Source organism: Streptomyces sp. NPDC021096, assembly GCF_040641275.1.
In the GTDB taxonomy this organism is placed as follows: Bacteria; Actinomycetota; Actinomycetes; order Streptomycetales; family Streptomycetaceae; genus Streptomyces.
The window spans coordinates 451,009-466,616 of the sequence record NZ_JBFADG010000001.1 but is presented as its reverse complement, the minus strand read 5'-3'; the positions used below and the strand labels follow the sequence as shown (position 1 = coordinate 466,616).

15 protein-coding genes are annotated in these 15,608 nt (G+C 70.3%); all 15 read right to left on the bottom strand.

Features of this window, described 5'->3' with window-relative positions:
* The gene (atpA, locus tag AB0G59_RS02175) at window positions 1-1,572 is read right to left on the bottom strand and encodes a F0F1 ATP synthase subunit alpha (protein ID WP_071964960.1); all 1,572 of its coding nucleotides are present in this window, start codon (window positions 1,570-1,572) and stop codon (window positions 1-3) included.
* A 148-nt stretch (window positions 1,573-1,720) separates the two neighbouring features.
* Window positions 1,721-2,536, bottom strand: coding sequence for a F0F1 ATP synthase subunit delta (locus tag AB0G59_RS02170; protein WP_071964961.1), 816 nt, complete (start codon window positions 2,534-2,536; stop codon window positions 1,721-1,723).
* The gene (locus AB0G59_RS02165; RefSeq protein ID WP_071964962.1) at window positions 2,533-3,096 is read right to left on the bottom strand and encodes a F0F1 ATP synthase subunit B; all 564 of its coding nucleotides are present in this window, start codon (window positions 3,094-3,096) and stop codon (window positions 2,533-2,535) included. The genes AB0G59_RS02170 and AB0G59_RS02165 overlap by 4 nt, the downstream gene beginning before the upstream one ends.
* Window positions 3,097-3,136: 40 nt before the next feature.
* Entirely contained in the window at window positions 3,137-3,376 is a 240-nt protein-coding gene (locus AB0G59_RS02160; RefSeq protein WP_229348251.1) for a F0F1 ATP synthase subunit C, read from the bottom strand.
* Between the two features lie 81 nt (window positions 3,377-3,457).
* Window positions 3,458-4,270 carry a F0F1 ATP synthase subunit A gene (gene atpB / locus AB0G59_RS02155; RefSeq protein ID WP_360907023.1) on the bottom strand — a complete coding sequence of 271 codons (813 nt, stop codon included), beginning with the start codon at window positions 4,268-4,270 and terminating at the stop codon, window positions 3,458-3,460.
* 264 nt (window positions 4,271-4,534) lie between these two features.
* A complete protein-coding gene (locus AB0G59_RS02150; RefSeq protein ID WP_360907021.1) occupies window positions 4,535-4,972 on the bottom strand; it encodes a hypothetical protein in 438 nt (145 codons plus the stop codon).
* 350 nt (window positions 4,973-5,322) lie between these two features.
* A complete protein-coding gene (locus tag AB0G59_RS02145; protein ID WP_360907019.1) occupies window positions 5,323-6,639 on the bottom strand; it encodes an MraY family glycosyltransferase in 1,317 nt (438 codons plus the stop codon).
* Window positions 6,640-6,751: 112 nt separating this feature from the next.
* The gene (glyA, locus tag AB0G59_RS02140) at window positions 6,752-8,077 is read right to left on the bottom strand and encodes a serine hydroxymethyltransferase (RefSeq protein WP_360907017.1); all 1,326 of its coding nucleotides are present in this window, start codon (window positions 8,075-8,077) and stop codon (window positions 6,752-6,754) included.
* Window positions 8,078-8,150: 73 nt separating this feature from the next.
* Window positions 8,151-8,804 carry a protein-tyrosine-phosphatase gene (locus AB0G59_RS02135; protein WP_360907015.1) on the bottom strand — a complete coding sequence of 218 codons (654 nt, stop codon included), beginning with the start codon at window positions 8,802-8,804 and terminating at the stop codon, window positions 8,151-8,153.
* Complete coding sequence (locus tag AB0G59_RS02130; protein ID WP_360907013.1) at window positions 8,801-9,448, bottom strand: L-threonylcarbamoyladenylate synthase; 648 nt, start codon at window positions 9,446-9,448, stop codon at window positions 8,801-8,803. Before AB0G59_RS02130 ends, AB0G59_RS02135 begins: the two co-directional genes overlap by 4 nt.
* Window positions 9,449-9,513: 65 nt before the next feature.
* Window positions 9,514-10,359: a peptide chain release factor N(5)-glutamine methyltransferase gene (gene prmC / locus AB0G59_RS02125; protein ID WP_360907012.1), complete on the bottom strand. Its 846-nt coding sequence runs from the start codon at window positions 10,357-10,359 to the stop codon at window positions 9,514-9,516.
* Between the two features lie 96 nt (window positions 10,360-10,455).
* Window positions 10,456-11,535 (bottom strand): peptide chain release factor 1, encoded by a 1,080-nt coding sequence (gene prfA, locus AB0G59_RS02120; RefSeq protein ID WP_360907011.1) that lies wholly within the window; start codon window positions 11,533-11,535, stop codon window positions 10,456-10,458.
* A 112-nt stretch (window positions 11,536-11,647) separates the two neighbouring features.
* Window positions 11,648-11,872 (bottom strand): 50S ribosomal protein L31, encoded by a 225-nt coding sequence (gene rpmE, locus AB0G59_RS02115; protein WP_058046284.1) that lies wholly within the window; start codon window positions 11,870-11,872, stop codon window positions 11,648-11,650.
* Between the two features lie 137 nt (window positions 11,873-12,009).
* On the bottom strand, window positions 12,010-13,128 hold the full coding sequence (locus AB0G59_RS02110) for an LCP family protein (RefSeq protein WP_360907009.1): 1,119 nt from the start codon (window positions 13,126-13,128) through the stop codon (window positions 12,010-12,012).
* 317 nt (window positions 13,129-13,445) lie between these two features.
* Complete coding sequence (rho, locus tag AB0G59_RS02105; RefSeq protein ID WP_360907007.1) at window positions 13,446-15,524, bottom strand: transcription termination factor Rho; 2,079 nt, start codon at window positions 15,522-15,524, stop codon at window positions 13,446-13,448.
* Between the last annotated feature and the right edge of the window lie 84 nt (window positions 15,525-15,608).

Below are 15,608 nucleotides of genomic sequence, written 5' to 3'. Positions count from 1 at the left end.
TCAGCCCTCGCCCAGCAGCTTGCCGTCCGAGGTCTCGAACTGCTGCTTGAAGGACGTGATCGCGTCGGCCACGGACTGCAGCGTGTCGTCGGACATCTTGCCGCCCTCGCGGATGCTGTCCATCAGGCCCTTGTGCTCGCGGTGCAGGTAGTCCAGCAGCTCGCGCTCGAAGCGGCGGATGTCCTCGACCGGGACGTCGTCCATCTTGCCGGTGGTGCCGGCCCAGATGGAGACGACCTGGTCCTCGGTGGCGTACGGCGCGTACTGCGACTGCTTCAGCAGCTCGACCATGCGCTTACCGCGCTCCAGCGAGGCCTTGGAGGCCGCGTCCAGGTCGGAACCGAAGGCGGCGAACGCCTCCAGCTCGCGGTACTGGGCGAGGTCCACGCGGAGGCGGCCGGAGACCTGCTTCATGGCCTTGTGCTGGGCGGAGCCACCGACACGGGAGACCGAGATACCGACGTTCAGCGCGGGGCGCTGACCGGCGTTGAAGAGGTCCGACTCCAGGAAGCACTGGCCGTCGGTGATGGAGATGACGTTGGTCGGGATGAACGCCGACACGTCGTTCGCCTTGGTCTCGACGATCGGCAGACCGGTCATCGAACCCGCGCCCATCTCGTCGGAGAGCTTGGCGCAGCGCTCCAGCAGACGGGAGTGCAGGTAGAAGACGTCACCCGGGTAGGCCTCGCGGCCCGGCGGGCGGCGGAGCAGCAGGGAGACGGCGCGGTAGGCGTCGGCCTGCTTCGACAGGTCGTCGAAGACGATCAGGACGTGCTTGCCCTGGTACATCCAGTGCTGGCCGATGGCCGAGCCGGTGTACGGCGCGAGGTACTTGAAGCCGGCCGGGTCGGACGCCGGAGCCGCGACGATGGTCGTGTACTCCAGGGCGCCGGCCTCCTCCAGCGCACCGCGCACGGACGCGATGGTGGAGCCCTTCTGGCCGATGGCGACGTAGATGCAGCGGACCTGCTTCTTCGGGTCGCCCGAGCGCCAGTTGTCGCGCTGGTTGATGATCGTGTCGACGGCCAGCGCGGTCTTGCCGGTCTGGCGGTCACCGATGATCAGCTGACGCTGGCCACGGCCGACCGGGGTCATCGCGTCGACGGCCTTGTAGCCGGTCTCCATCGGCTCGTGGACCGACTTGCGGACCATGACGCCGGGGGCCTGCAGTTCGAGGGCGCGGCGGCCCTCGGTCGCGATCTCGCCGAGGCCGTCGATCGGGTTGCCCAGCGGGTCGACGACGCGGCCGAGGTAGCCCTCGCCGACCGCGACGGAGAGCACCTCACCGGTGCGCTGCACCGGCTGGCCCTCCTCGATGCCGCTGAACTCGCCGAGGACGACCGCACCGATCTCGCGCTCCTCGAGGTTGAGGGCGAGACCGAGGGTTCCGTCCTCGAACCGCAGCAGCTCGTTCGCCATGGCCGAGGGCAGACCCTCGACCTTCGCGATGCCGTCGCCGGCAACGCTGACCGTACCGACCTCCTCGCGCGAGGCCGCGTCCGGCTTGTACGCCTGGACAAAGTTCTCCAGTGCGTCCCGGATCTCCTCCGGCCGGATCGTGAGCTCCGCCATCTGGGTTCCCTGCTCTCCTTGTTGGGCCCGAAGTAATTCTGGGGGTCTGGGGACTTGCTCCCACAGCAGCCGCGCTGCTCTGGGCCCCCAGAGTGACACCGTCGACCCAACTCGGGCCGTCAGTACATGCTCTTGAGTTGGTGGCTGGTCAGCCGGCCATCCGGCGGCCCGCCTCGGCGAGACGGTCCGCGATGGTCCCACTGACGATCTCGTCGCCGATCCGCACCTGGATGCCGCCGAGGACCTCGGGGTCGACGTCCAGGTTGAGGTGGACACGCCGTCCGTACAGCTTGGCGAGCGCATCGCCGAGGCGCTGCTTCTGCTGCTCGTTCAGCGGCACCGCGGAGACGACCTCAGCGACCATGCGGTCCCGGCGCTCGGCGGCCAGCTTGGAGAGGGCGGTGAGCCCACCTTCCAGGCTACGGCCACGCGGCGCGGTCACCAGTCGGACGACGAGGCGCTCGGTGACGGGGTTGGCCCGGCCGCCCAGCAGCTCGCGGAGGAGCGTCGCCTTGGCGGACCGGTCGGCGACCTTGTCCGTCAGCGCGGCGCGCAGCTCCGGGTTCGAGGCGACGATCCGGCCGAAGCGGAACAGCTCGTCCTCGACGTCGTCCAGGTCGCCGGCGCGCTCGGCCGCGACGAGGTCGGCGCCACTGGCCAGCTCCTCGACCGCGTCGACCAGGTCGCGCGAGCGCGACCAGCGGGAGCGGACCATGCCCGCCACCAGGTCGGCGCACTCGCCGCCGACCTGACCGGCCAGCAGCCGGCCGACCAGCTCGGCCTTGGCCTCGCCGGACTGCGCCGGGTCGGTGAGGACCCGACGCAGCGAGACCTCGCGGTCGAGCAGCGCGGTAACGGCGGTGAGGTCCTCGGCGAGCTTCGCCGCGTCCACGGACGTGTTGTCCGCCAGCGCGTCGAGGCTCTCGCGTGCGGAGGCCAGGGCCTCCCGGCTCGCAAGACTCATCGGCTCGCCTCGGCCTTCTTCACGTCGACCGACTTGTCCTCGAGCGCGTCGAGGAAGCGGTCGATGGTCCGGCTCTGGCGGGCGGAGTCCGTGAGGGACTCGCCGACGATCCGGCCGGCCAGGTCGATGGCCAGCTGGCCGACGTCCTGGCGCAGCGTGGCCGCGGCGGCCTTGCGGTCGGCCTCGATCTGGGCGTGACCGGCAGCGATGATCTCCTCACGCTGCCGCTGGCCCTCGGACCGCATCTCGGCGATCAGCGCGACGCCCTGCTCCTGCGCCTCCTGGCGCAGACGCGCAGCCTCGTGGCGGGCGTCGGCGAGCTGGGCCCGGTAGTCCTCGAGAACCTGCTGAGCCTCGGCCTGGGCGGCCTCGGCCTTCTCCATGCCGCCTTCGATGGCCGCCCGGCGCTCGTCCAGAACCTTGTTGATGTTCGGGAGGAGCTTCTTGCCGAGGAACAGGAAGACGATGAGGAAGGCGATAAGGCCGATGACGAGCTCTGGCATCGGCGGGAGGAGAGGGTTTTCCATCTCCTCGGACGCCAGGTGCGTCAGGGCGGTCACATCAGTGCCTTTCGTCGAAAAGGTTGGTCGATGGGTCGGTTTACTTGTAAACGAAGCCCATGACGATGCCGATCAGGGCGAGCGCCTCACAGAAGGCGAAACCCATGATCTGGTTGGCGCGGATGAGGCCGGCCGCCTCGGGCTGACGGGCCAGAGCCTGGGTGCCGTTACCGAAGATGATGCCGACGCCGACGCCGGGGCCGATGGCGGCGAGGCCGTAGCCGATCGAAGCAACGTTGCCGGTGAGACCGTCAGCGGCGAGGGTCTGGAGAGCGGACATGCCGGTTCTTCCTTCTCTTTCACGGACCGGTGGGGGTTGGCCACCGGACGTCTATTGGACTGGGGCGGGAGGCGGGCTGGCTCAGTGGTGCTCGGAGAGCGCGCCCTGGACGTAGTTGCAGGCCAGGAGGACGAAGACGTACGCCTGCACGGCCTGGATGAAGAGCTCGAAGGCGGTCATGATGATCGTCATCACGAAAGACGCGCTCGCGTAGGCGATGCCGATCCCGTTCAGCAGGTACCAGCTGGCGATCGAGAACATCACGATCAGCATGTGGCCGGCGAACATGTTGGCGAAGAGCCGGACTGCGTGAGTGAACGGGCGGATGATCAGGTTCGAGAAGAACTCGAGCACCACGACCAGGGGCAGAATCCCGCCGAGCGACTTGTCGTAGCCGGTCATGTTCTTCCAGGCGCCGACGAAGCCGTGCTTCTTGAACGTCAGGCCGACCCACAGCACGTAGACGACCAGCGCGAGACCCGCGGGGTAGGCGATGATCGACGTCACCGGGAACGACGCCACCGGGATGATCGACCAGAGGTTCATCATCCAGATGAAGAAGAACAGGGAGACCATGAAGGGGACGTACTTCTCGCCCTCCTTCTTGCCGAGCGCCTCGTAGACGAGCCCGCGCCGGACAAAGTCGTAACCGGCCTCACCGATCATCTGCAGCTTGCCGGGGACCACCTTGGCCCTGCCGAACGCCGCCCAGAAGAACCCCACGACGACGAGCGAGCCAAGGATGGCCAGCAGCATCGGCTTGTTGAACTCGAATCCGCCGATCGTAAAGAGCGGCTCGAAGACGAACGAGTGGAGCCCTGGGGCCGGGAAGCCGCACCCTTCGAAGATGTGGCAATCGGTCTCGAAGGCGAGCAGCGTCTGGTCAGCACTCACCGCGAGCTCCTTCAGCGTGGCGCATAGGTACGGCAACCTCGTTGTGTCGGCGCGGCACACGGCCACGGGACGGCACTGGACTGGACTTACGGATGGGGATGCGGCGGGTCGGCCGGGGGCCGGAAGTCATCGCAGGCGTCAGCTGCACGGGAAGCCGACCCTCACCCGGGAACCCCGGGGATTCGGCTGCCTGCGTCCGCTGCACCTCAGATGGCACCGGACGATAGCAGGTGAGCACGCGGGCATTTATTCCGGCCCTACCGGTCATGACGGAGACCCGGCCGGCGCGGACTTCTGCGCCTCGCCGGACTCCGGATCCACGTAAAGGATCTTCGCCTTCATGTAGGCACGGGCCTGGGCCGCGATCCAGGTGAGGGTCGCGGCGAGCAGCGAGAAGGCGAAGGCCTTGGTGCTGAAGAGCGTGGTGTTCTTGAAGATCACGAGAAAGACCGCCACCAGCAGCATCTGGGTCAGGTAGAGCACCATCCCCATCGCCTGGAACAGGTGGGGCATGTGCCTGGCGGTGCGGTTGAGGATGACCAGACCGGTCGCCATCACCCCGACGGCGAGGACCACGCCGACAACGGCTCCGATCCCCCCCTTGCCACCGGCGAGCACCGAGCTCACGACGACGGCGACGACGCCGACAACGGCGGTCGGCACGGCGCACTGCAAAAGCGTTCGGGCGTCGTTGGACTGCATGAAGGGTTTCTCCGGCGAAGGTCGGAAGCAACGATTCGTCGTGGACGAGCGTATCCCCGGGGATGAGACATGGCTCGCGACGAAGGGCCGCCGCACTACGGTCCTTCGGCTCTAGCACCGGGTTTCGTGAACGGTATCACAAACTATTTGATGAGGTCTTTACCTACATCGTGTGCCGCATGTCACACGGAAGGGTCAATCCGCAGGTCATCGGGCTGACGAAGGGGTTGAGAGTCTGCTATTGCGGACGCTCCGCATGCCCTTTTTAGGCCGTCCGGGACCGTCGCCGACGGATGATTTCGGCCGTTCAAGATCGCTTATGCGCGGCGTTCCGTCACCCATTCCACCGCTCAGTGATTGCTGCCGATCTTTCCGCGGTGCGTGAAGCGCGAGCGGTCCCCGATCGCCGTCGCCCCGTGCAGGCCCGCCGGCACCGGCTCCCGCTGCGGACCGCCCTCCACGGCCGCCTGCGGCTGCTCCACGGCCGTCGCGGGCACGGCCCGGCGCCGGTAGCGGGGCGGCACGAACTGCTCCGCCCAGCGCGGCGCACGGGGCGTGAAGCGCGGCATCAGCAGCAGCACCAGGCCCACCGCGCTGAGCACGACGACCAGCAGCAGGATCCAGACACTCGCCGAATTCACGGAATAGGCCACCGCGCCGAAGGCGATCAGCGCGGACCAGAAGTACATGATCAATACGGCCCGGCTGTGCGAATGGCCGATCTCCAGCAGCCGGTGGTGCAAATGCCCGCGGTCGGCGGCGAATGGCGACTGGCCCTTCCACGTACGGCGCACGACCGCCAGCAGCAGGTCCGCGACCGGCACCGCGATCACCGTCAGCGGCAGCAGCAGCGGAATGTAGACCGGCACCATGGTGTGCACCGCGGCCCGCTCCGAACCGGCCCACAGCTTGAGCGCGTCCGGGTCCACCTGACCGGTGACGGAGATGGCTCCCGCCGCCAGGACCAGGCCGATGAGCATCGAGCCGGAGTCGCCCATGAAGATCCGCGCCGGGTGCATGTTGTGCGGCAGGAAGCCCAGGCACATGCCCATCAGGATCGCCGCGAACAGCGTCGCGGGGGCGGCGGCCTCCAGGCCGTGCCCGAACCACATCCGGTACGCGTACAGGAAGAACGCGGCGGCGGCGATGCACACCATGCCCGAGGCCAGGCCGTCCAGGCCGTCGACGAAGTTCACCGCGTTGATGGTGATCACCACCAGCGCGACCGTCAGCAGCGTGCCCTGCATCGGCGTCAGCGAGACCGTGCCCACACCGGGCACCGGGATCCACAGGATCGTCAGGCCCTGCAGCACCATCACACCGGCGGCGATCATCTGTCCGCCGAGCTTGACCAGGGCGTCCACGCCCCACTTGTCGTCCAGCACGCCCAGCAGCCAGATCAGGCCCGCGCCCGAGAGCAGCGCGCGCGGCTCGTTGGACAGCTCGAAGACGTGCTTGAGGTTCGACAGGTGCGCGGCCACCAGCAGCCCCGCGCACAGACCGCCGAACATCGCGATGCCCCCGAGCCGGGGCGTGGGTTCCCGGTGCACGTCGCGCGCGCGGATCTCCGGCATGGCGCCGGCCAGGATCGCGAACTTCCGCACCGGGCCCGTCAGCAGATAGGTGACGGCCGCGGTGACGCACAACGTCAGCAGGTATTCACGCACGGGCTGCCCCAGGGATCGCGCTGGACATCACAGCCCCACACCATATTCGCGTCCGCCCCTGATCCGTGAATGCAGGTGAAGACGCCGGCCGGGACCGAGTGGTTGCAAATGATCACATGTGGGACCGGTAGGGCGGGAACCTTCCGGCCAGATCCGCCACCTCGGCGCGCACCTGGCCCTCCCTCCCCTCCCCGCGCAGCGCCGCACCGAGCAGCATCCCCGCGTGCCTCATCTCCGTCTCACCCATGCCCTGGGTGGTCAGCGCCGCGGTGCCCAGGCGCAGCCCCCGGGCGGTGCCGTGGGCCAGCCCGCACACGTCCAGCACGATCGCGGCCGCGGCGAGGCGGCGACGGGCCGTGGTGGCGTCCAGGGCCAGCGGTGCGACGTCGGCGACCAGGAGGTGGGTGTCGGTGCCTCCGGTGGCCAGGACGAGCCCCTGGGCGGCCAGGGCGGCCCCCAGGGCGCGGGCGTTGGCGACCACCCGGTGGGCGTAGGCGGTGAACGCCGGCGTCGAGGCCTCCCCGAAGGCGACGGCCTTCGCGGCGACCGTGTGCATCTGGGCACCGCCCTGGGTGAACGGGAACACCGCCCGGTCGACCTGCTCCGCCAGCCGCGCCCCGCACAGGACGATCCCGCCGCGCGGCCCGCGCAGCACCTTGTGGGTGGTGGCGCACACCACGTCCGCGTACGGGACGGGGTTGGGCGCCGCTCCCCCGGCGACCAGGCCGATGGGGTGCGCGGCGTCGACGATCAGATACGCGCCCACCTCGTCGGCGATCTCGCGGAAGGCGGCGTAGTCGGGGTGGCGGGGATAGGAGATCGAGCCGCAGACGATGGCCTGGGGGCGGTGCTCCCGGGCCAGGGCGCGCACCTGCTCGTAGTCGATGAGGCCGGTGTCCTCGCGGACGCCGTAGCCGACGAAGTCGAACCAGCGGCCCGAGAAGTTCGCCGGGGAGCCGTGGGTGAGGTGGCCGCCGTGCCGCAGGCCCATGGCCAGCACGGTGTCCCCGGGGCGCAGCAGCGCGGCGTAGGCGGCCAGGACGGCGGCGGTGCCGGAGTGCGGCTGGACGTTGGCGTGCTCGGCGCCGAAGAGGCTCTTGGCGCGGTCGGTGGCGATGCGCTCGACGAGGTCGACGAGCTCGCAGCCGCCGTGGTGGCGGGCGCCCGGGTAGCCCTCGGCGTATTTGTTGGTGAGCGGGGAGCCGAGGGTGGCGAGCACGGCGGGCGAGGTGAAGTTCTCGGCGGCGATCAGCTGCAGTCCGGTCGCCTGGCGCTCGGTCTCGCCCAGGAGGAGCCCGGCGAGCTCGGGGTCCTGCCGCAGCAGGGCCTCGAAGCCGTGCCCCCACGCGGGGTGCGGGCCGGCCTGCTCCGCCGCTTCGGTGGTGGGTGCCGCGCCGGCGGCCCGGGCGGGCGCGGGGGTGAGAGGCGTCGCGGACATCGCGGGCTCCGAGCTGTGGGCGGGTGCGATGGGCTCACCACCCAATGTAGGCCCCGGTCCGCGGGGTCGCTGCTCAGGAGCGGGACGCGACTCCCGTGAGGGCGGTGACGACCGGGTCGAGGGCCTGGTTGATCTCGTCGCCGATGGAGCGGAAGAAGGTGATCGGGGCGCCGTAGGGGTCGTGGACCTCGTCGGCGTCCGCGGTGGGCGCCAGCAGCCAGCCGCGCAGGGCGGCGGCGGCCTGCACCAGGGCGCGGGCGCGGTCGACCACCCCGCCGGCCCGCTCGGGGTCCGGAAGGGTCGCGGGGTCTATGGCCCGCACCAGCCGGGTGAACTCCTTCAGCGTGAAGGTGCGCAGGCCCGCGGAGTGGCCCATGGAGATGACCTGGGCGCGGTGGTCGCGGGTGGCGGTCAGGACGAGGTCGGCGCGGATGACGTGCTCGTCGAGGAGCTCACGGCCGGTGAAGCCGTGGGCGTCGGCGCCGAAGTCGGCCAGGACCGTGGCGGCGTGGGCCTCCATGGGCGCGCCCTCGTGGCCCCAGGTGCCGGCGCTCTCCACCACCAGGCCGCCCGCGAAGGGGTCGCCGAGGCGGTGGGCGAGGGCATGGCGGGTCAGCCGCTCGGTGATGGGCGAGCGGCAGACGTTGCCGGTGCTGACGTGGAGGATGCGGAAGGTGTCGGTGGTGGTGTCCGGTCCCGCTATGCCACGCCCCTGCGCGGCGATCAATTCGCCACCTCGAGTTCGGGTACCACCTCGCGCAGCTGCTCGGCGCTGATGGCGCCGGCGCGCAGCAGGACGGGCACCTGGCCGGTGACGTCCACGATGGAGGACGGCACGTCGGCGGGCGTGGAGCCGCCGTCGAGGTAGACGGAGACGGAGTCCCCGAGCATCTCCTGTGCGGCGTCGCAGTCCTGCGGGGCGGGGTGACCGGTGAGGTTGGCGCTGGAGACGGCCATGGGGCCGAACTCGGTGAGCAGCTCCAGGGCCACCGGGTGCAGCGGCATCCGCACGGCCACGGTGCCCCGGGTCTCGCCCAGGTCCCAGGTCAGCGACGGCTGGTGCTTGGCGACCAGGGTCAGGGCGCCGGGCCAGAAGGCGTCGACGAGCTCCCAGGCCTGCTCGGAGAAGTCCGTGACGAGGCCGTGCAGGGTGTTCGGGGAGCCGACCAGGACGGGCGAGGGCATGCCCCGGCCGCGGCCCTTGGCCTGGAGGAGGTCGCCGACGGCCTCGCGGCTGAAGGCGTCCGCACCGATGCCGTAGACGGTGTCGGTGGGCAGCACGACCAGCTCGCCGCGGCGGACCGCGGCGGCGGCTTCGCGCAGACCGGTCTTGCGGTCGGTCGCGTCGCTGCAGTCGTATCGCCGTGCCATCTAACGGACCTCCTCGTACTGGGTCTTGGTCTGGTGCCGGTCGGCTGCCGGGGCGGTCGGGGCCGTCACGGGGTCGCCTTGCGGGCCGTCGCGAAGCGGGGCCGGTTGTTCAGGTCGGGGTGGTCGGCCGCGTCGGCCCAGCCCCGCTCCTCGGTGAAGATCCACGGGACCTGGCCGCCCTGGGTGTCGGCGTGCTCGATGACGACGACGCCGCCGGGCCGCAGCAGCCGGTGCGCGGTGCGCTCGATGCCGCGGATGGTGTCGAGGCCGTCCTCGCCGGAGAACAGCGCGAGCTCGGGGTCGTGGTCGCGGGCCTCGGGGGCGACGTACTCCCACTCGGTGAGCGGGATGTACGGCGGGTTGGAGATCACCAGGTCGACCTGGCCGTCCAGCTCGGGCAGGGCGGTCAGGGCGTTGCCGTGGTGGAGGTGGACGCGGGAGCCCGCCACGTTCTTGCGGGCCCAGCCCAGGGCGCCCTCGTCGAGCTCCACGGCGTGCACGCGCGAGCGCGGCACCTCCTGGGCCAGGGCCAGGGCGATGGCCCCGGAGCCGGTGCACAGGTCGACGATGAGGGGCTCGACGACGTCCATGGCCCGCACGGCGTCTATGGCCCAGCCGACGACCGACTCGGTCTCGGGACGGGGCACGAAGACGCCGGGCCCTACCTGGAGCTCCAGGTAGCGGAAGAAGGCGCGGCCGGTGATGTGCTGCAGCGGCTCGCGGGCCTCGCGGCGCGCGACGGCCTCCCAGTAGCGGGCGTCGAAGTCGGCGTCCTTGACGTTGTGCAGCTCGCCGCGCTTGACGCCGTGCACGAAGGCGGCCAGCTCCTCCGCGTCGAAGCGCGGAGACGGTACGCCGGCGTCGGCCAGCCGCTGAGTGGCTTGCGCCACCTCTGCTAGCAGCAGGTTCACGTTGTTCCTCTCGCGTCGGCGCCCCGGTCGTCCACAGTGGCCGGACGGGCTCGATTCTTCATCACTTGGCAAGCACAGCCGGCACCGCCGGCACCGTCAGCTCGCGGCAGCGAGCTTCGCCGCCGAGTCGGCGTCCACGCACGCCTGGATCACGGGATCCAGCTCGCCGTCGAGCACCTGGTCCAAGTTGTACGCCTTGAAGCCGACACGGTGGTCCGAGATGCGGTTTTCCGGGAAGTTGTAGGTCCGGATCTTCTCGGAGCGGTCGACGGTGCGGACCTGGCTGCGCCGGGCGTCCGAGGCCTCCTGCTCCGCCGCCTCCTGGGCCGCGGCGAGCAGCCGCGAGCGCAGGATGCGCAGGGCCTGCTCCTTGTTCTGGAGCTGGCTCTTCTCGTTCTGGCAGGAGGCGACGACGCCGGTGGGCAGGTGGGTGATGCGCACCGCGGAGTCGGTGGTGTTCACGGACTGGCCGCCGGGACCGGAGGAGCGGTAGACGTCGATCCGCAGGTCGTTCATGTTGATCTCGACGTCGATCTCCTCGGCCTCGGGCGTGACGAGCACGCCGGCGGCGGAGGTGTGGATGCGGCCCTGGGACTCGGTGGCGGGCACGCGCTGGACGCGGTGGACGCCGCCCTCGTACTTCAGCCGGGCCCAGACGCCCTGGCCGGGCTCGGTGGCGCCGTTGCCGCCCTTGGTCTTCACCGCGACCTGGACGTCCTTGTAGCCGCCGAGCTCGGACTCGGTGGTGTCGATGATCTCGGTCTTCCAGCCCACGCGCTCCGCGTAGCGCAGGTACATGCGCAGCAGGTCGCCGGCGAACAGCGCCGACTCGTCGCCGCCCGCGCCCGCCTTGATCTCGAGGATGACGTCCTTGTCGTCGCTGGGGTCACGGGGCACCAGCAGCAGGCGCAGCTTCTCGGTGAGCTCCTCGCGCTGCTTCTCCAGCTCCTTGACCTCGGCCGCGAAGTCGGGGTCGTCGGCCGCGAACTCGCGCGCGGTCTCGATGTCGTCCGCGGTCTGCTTCCAGGAGCGGTAGGTCCCGACGATCGGGGTCAGCTCGGCATAGCGCTTGTTGAGCTTGCGGGCGTTGGCCTGGTCCGCGTGCACGGCGGGGTCGGCGAGCCGCTTCTCGAGGTCGGCGTGCTCACCGATCAGTTCCTCGACTGCCTCGAACATCGAATTTCCCTAGCTGCTGGAAGTGACGGCCCCGCGGGCCTGCTGGACGACAAAGCGCCGGTCCGGTCGCCCAGCCGAAACTGGGCGACCGAGGACCGGCGCCTGCGGGTCGCTACTTCTTGGCCGACCCGGCGGCCTTGCCGAAGCGGGCCTCGAACCGCGCCACACGGCCACCGGTGTCGAGGATCTTCTGCTTGCCCGTGTAGAACGGGTGGCACTCGGAGCACACGTCGGCGCGGATGGTGCCGTCGGCGACGGTGCTACGCGTGGTGAACGAGGCGCCACAGGTGCAGCTGACCTGCGTCTCGACGTACTCCGGGTGGATGTCGCGCTTCAAGGGGTTCTCCTAGGTTCGGGAGGGCTCCGGGTCGTAGAGGCGGGATTGCCTTACGTGAACCGGGGCCGACGTACCAGTCTGCCAGTCCTGGCCGTATCCCCCAAAACGGGGGGTCGCGGCCGGTTATTCCCGCAGGTCTACCGCACGACCCCGTCGGCGTCGGTCTTGGTGCCCGCGCCGTCCTTGAGCGCCGATTCGGGGATCTGCTGGTCGGCGCGGAGTGCCGTCCAGATCTCCTGGGCCTGGGTGACGAGCGGGACGACCCGGTTGGGGTCCCTGGGGTCGTCCGTCACGGGCAGCGTGACCATGTGCATGTCGTCGGAGCCGATGCCCTTCAGCCCGTTGGAGAAGCTGTAGAGCTTGTCGACGGAGGCCAGCTCGCGGTCGGTGGTGAGCGCCTTGGTGGCGGTGTCGGCGATCCCGTAGAGCTTGGTGGGGCTGGTGAAGACCCCGACGGACTTGATCTGGTCGAGCAGGGCCTTGATGAAGGCCTGCTGGAGCTTGATGCGGCCCAGGTCGCTGCCGTCGCCGACGCCCTTGCGGGTGCGGACGAGGCCGAGGGACTGCTCGCCGTTGAGCTTGTGGGTGCCGGCGTCGAGGCTGAGGTGGCTGTCCTTGTCGTGGATGGCCTTGGTGGTGGTGACCTCCACCCCGCCCAGCTTGTCGATCAGCTTCTGGAAGCCGGCGAAGTCGACCTCCAGATAGTGGTCCATCCGGATGTTGGTCATCGCCTCGACGGTCTTGACCGCGCAGGCGGCGCCGCCGAGGGAGTACGCCTCGTTGAACTGCCCGCGCTTGACCGCCGGGGCCTTCTTGCCGCTGGGCGTGGTGCACTCGGGCCGGGCGACGATGGTGTCGCGCGGGATCGAGACGACGCTGGCCTTCTTGTGACCCGCGTAGACGTGGACGATCATCGCCGTGTCGGAGCGGGAGCTGCCCTCGTCCCGGCCGTACTTGCCGTTGTCGCCGGCGCGCGAGTCGGAGCCGAGGACGAGGATGTCCTGGGAGCCGTTGTCGACGTTGTCGGGGCGGTTCTTGCCCAGGGCCGCGTTGATGTCGACGCTGTTGAGGTTGCCGTTGAGCTTGAAGTACACAAACCCCGCGCCCGCGCCGCCGAGCACGACCAGGGCCGCGGCGCTCCAGGCGGCTATTCGACGGCCCTTGCGGCGCACCGGGGGCTTGCGACGGCGACCGCGCTTACCCCCGGCACGGCGGCGGCGTGAACCCGCCGTCGTACTCCTGCTGTCGTCAGCCATGCGCTCCTCAGTCCTCCGCTGTGTCTAACCCCCTGCTGCCCAGACGGGTGAGCTTGCGACAGGGTTGCACAGCGGAATCTGAGGACCGTCTTAGAAAGTGGCTGGCCGCGGGGGTGTCCACGGAGCCGTCGCGACCCGCGCCACCTGCGATTTCGGCCAAATGGCCGTCTTTGATTCCGCCCGCCGGCGGGCCCGGTCGCTGTGGCGCATCTCTCAAAAGGTCACAGGAAGATCACGATGTGGTGGCCGGCAGGGGGCGACAAGACGAAACCTCCCCGCCACGAGTGTGACGGGGAGGTTCGCGGAGCGGATGCGGATCAGTCGTTGCCGTTGGAAGGCGTGGTCTTGGCGATCTGCATCAGGAACTCGGCGTTGGACTTCGTCTGCTTCATCTTGTCGAGAAGCAGCTCGATGGCCTGCTGCGAGTCGAGCGCGTGCAGCACCCGGCGGAGCTTCCAGACGATCGCCAGCTCCTCGCCACCCAGGAGGATCTCCTCCTTGCGGGTGCCGGACGGGTCGACGTCCACGGCCGGGAAGATGCGCTTGTCGGCGAGCTTCCGGTCGAGCTTGAGCTCCATGTTGCCGGTGCCCTTGAACTCCTCGAAGATCACCTCGTCCATGCGCGAGCCGGTCTCGACCAGCGCGGTGGCCAGGATGGTCAGCGAGCCGCCGTCCTCGATGTTGCGCGCGGCACCGAAGAACTTCTTCGGCGGGTAGAGCGCGGTCGAGTCGACACCACCGGACAGGATGCGGCCCGAGGCCGGGGCGGCCAGGTTGTAGGCGCGGCCCAGACGGGTGATCGAGTCCAGCAGGACGACCACGTCGTGGCCCAGCTCCACCAGGCGCTTGGCGCGCTCGATGGCCAGCTCGGCGACGGTGGTGTGGTCCTCGGCCGGGCGGTCGAAGGTCGAGGAGATGACCTCGCCCTTGACCGACCGCTGCATGTCGGTGACCTCTTCCGGACGCTCGTCGACCAGGACGACCATCAGGTGGCACTCGGGGTTGTTGGTGGTGATCGCGTTGGCGATCGCCTGCATGATCATGGTCTTACCGGTCTTCGGCGGGGCCACGATCAGACCGCGCTGGCCCTTGCCGATGGGGGCGACCAGATCGATGATCCGGGTCGTCAGCACACCCGGGTCCGTCTCCAACCGCAGGCGGTCCTGCGGGTAGAGCGGGGTGAGCTTGCCGAACTCGGGGCGGCCGCGCCCGGTTTCGGGCGCCATGCCGTTCACCGAGTCGAGGCGGACGAGGGCGTTGAACTTCTCGCGCCGCTCGCCGTCCTTCGGCTGACGGACCGCACCGGTGACGTGGTCACCCTTGCGCAGACCGTTCTTACGGACCTGGGCGAGGGAGACGTAGACGTCGTTCGGGCCCGGGAGGTAGCCGGAGGTCCGGATGAAGGCGTAGTTGTCGAGGATGTCCAGGATGCCCGCGACGGGGATCAGGACGTCGTCCTCGGCGAGCTGCGGCTCGTTCGCGCCGAACTCGTCGCGGCCACGACGGCCACGGCGGTCGCGGTAGCGGCCGCGGCGGCCACGGCGGCCACCCTCGAAGTCGTCCTCGTCCTGCGGGCCGCCCTGCGGACCGCGGTCGCCGCGCTGCTGGCGGTCCCCGCGCTGCTGCTGGCCGGCGTCGCCGTCGCGGTTGCCACGGCGGTCACGGTCGCGCTCACGCTGACCGCGCTCGGCACGCTCACCGCGCTCGGCACGGTCGCCCCGCTCGGCACGGTCGCCGCGCTCCGCACGCTCGCCGCGCTCGCGACGCTCGCCCTTCTGGCCGCGCTCGCCGCGGTCCTGGCGCTCGGCGCCCTTGGCGGCCTTGCCCTCGGCGGTGTCCGCCGCGGCCTCGGCCTTCGCCTCGGTGCGCTCCTCGGTGCGGGTCTCGGTACGAGCGGCCTCGGCGGCCGGCTCGGGGCTGCCCGCGGCGGCGGTGGCGCGCCGACGGCGGCGCTCACCGGCCGGGGCCTCGTCGCTGCTCGGCTGGCCCGGGATCTCGATCTGCTGCTGGGCAGCCTTCTCGGCGGGCTTCTCGGCGGCGGCCTCACCCGTACGGGCCCTGGAGGTCGCACGGCGCTTGGGCTTGGTCTCGGCGGTCTCCGAGGCCGCCGGGGCCTGGTCGGCCTTGGCGGGCGCGGCGGAGGAGCCGGCCTGCCTCTCCTTGATGACCTCGATCAGCTGGCCTTTGCGCATCCGCGCGGTGCCCTTGATGCCGAGGCCGGAAGCGAGCTGCTGGAGCTCGGCCAGGACCATGGCGTCGAGGCCCGTGCCCGAGCGGCGCCGCTTGGGGGCGGTGGCAGCACCGGTGGCAGGCGCGGCGGGAGCGTCCGTGGCGGGCGCGGAGGCATTGCCGGCGGCGCCGGCGTTCACGCCCATCAGATCGGTGGTGTCGCTCACGAAGGGGTCCTTCCCTGGAGCGGGCGTCGGCCTGTCTGGCTCGGCGACCGGTTGTGCTGTCCGGCTGCGGTCCTGATGTTCGGA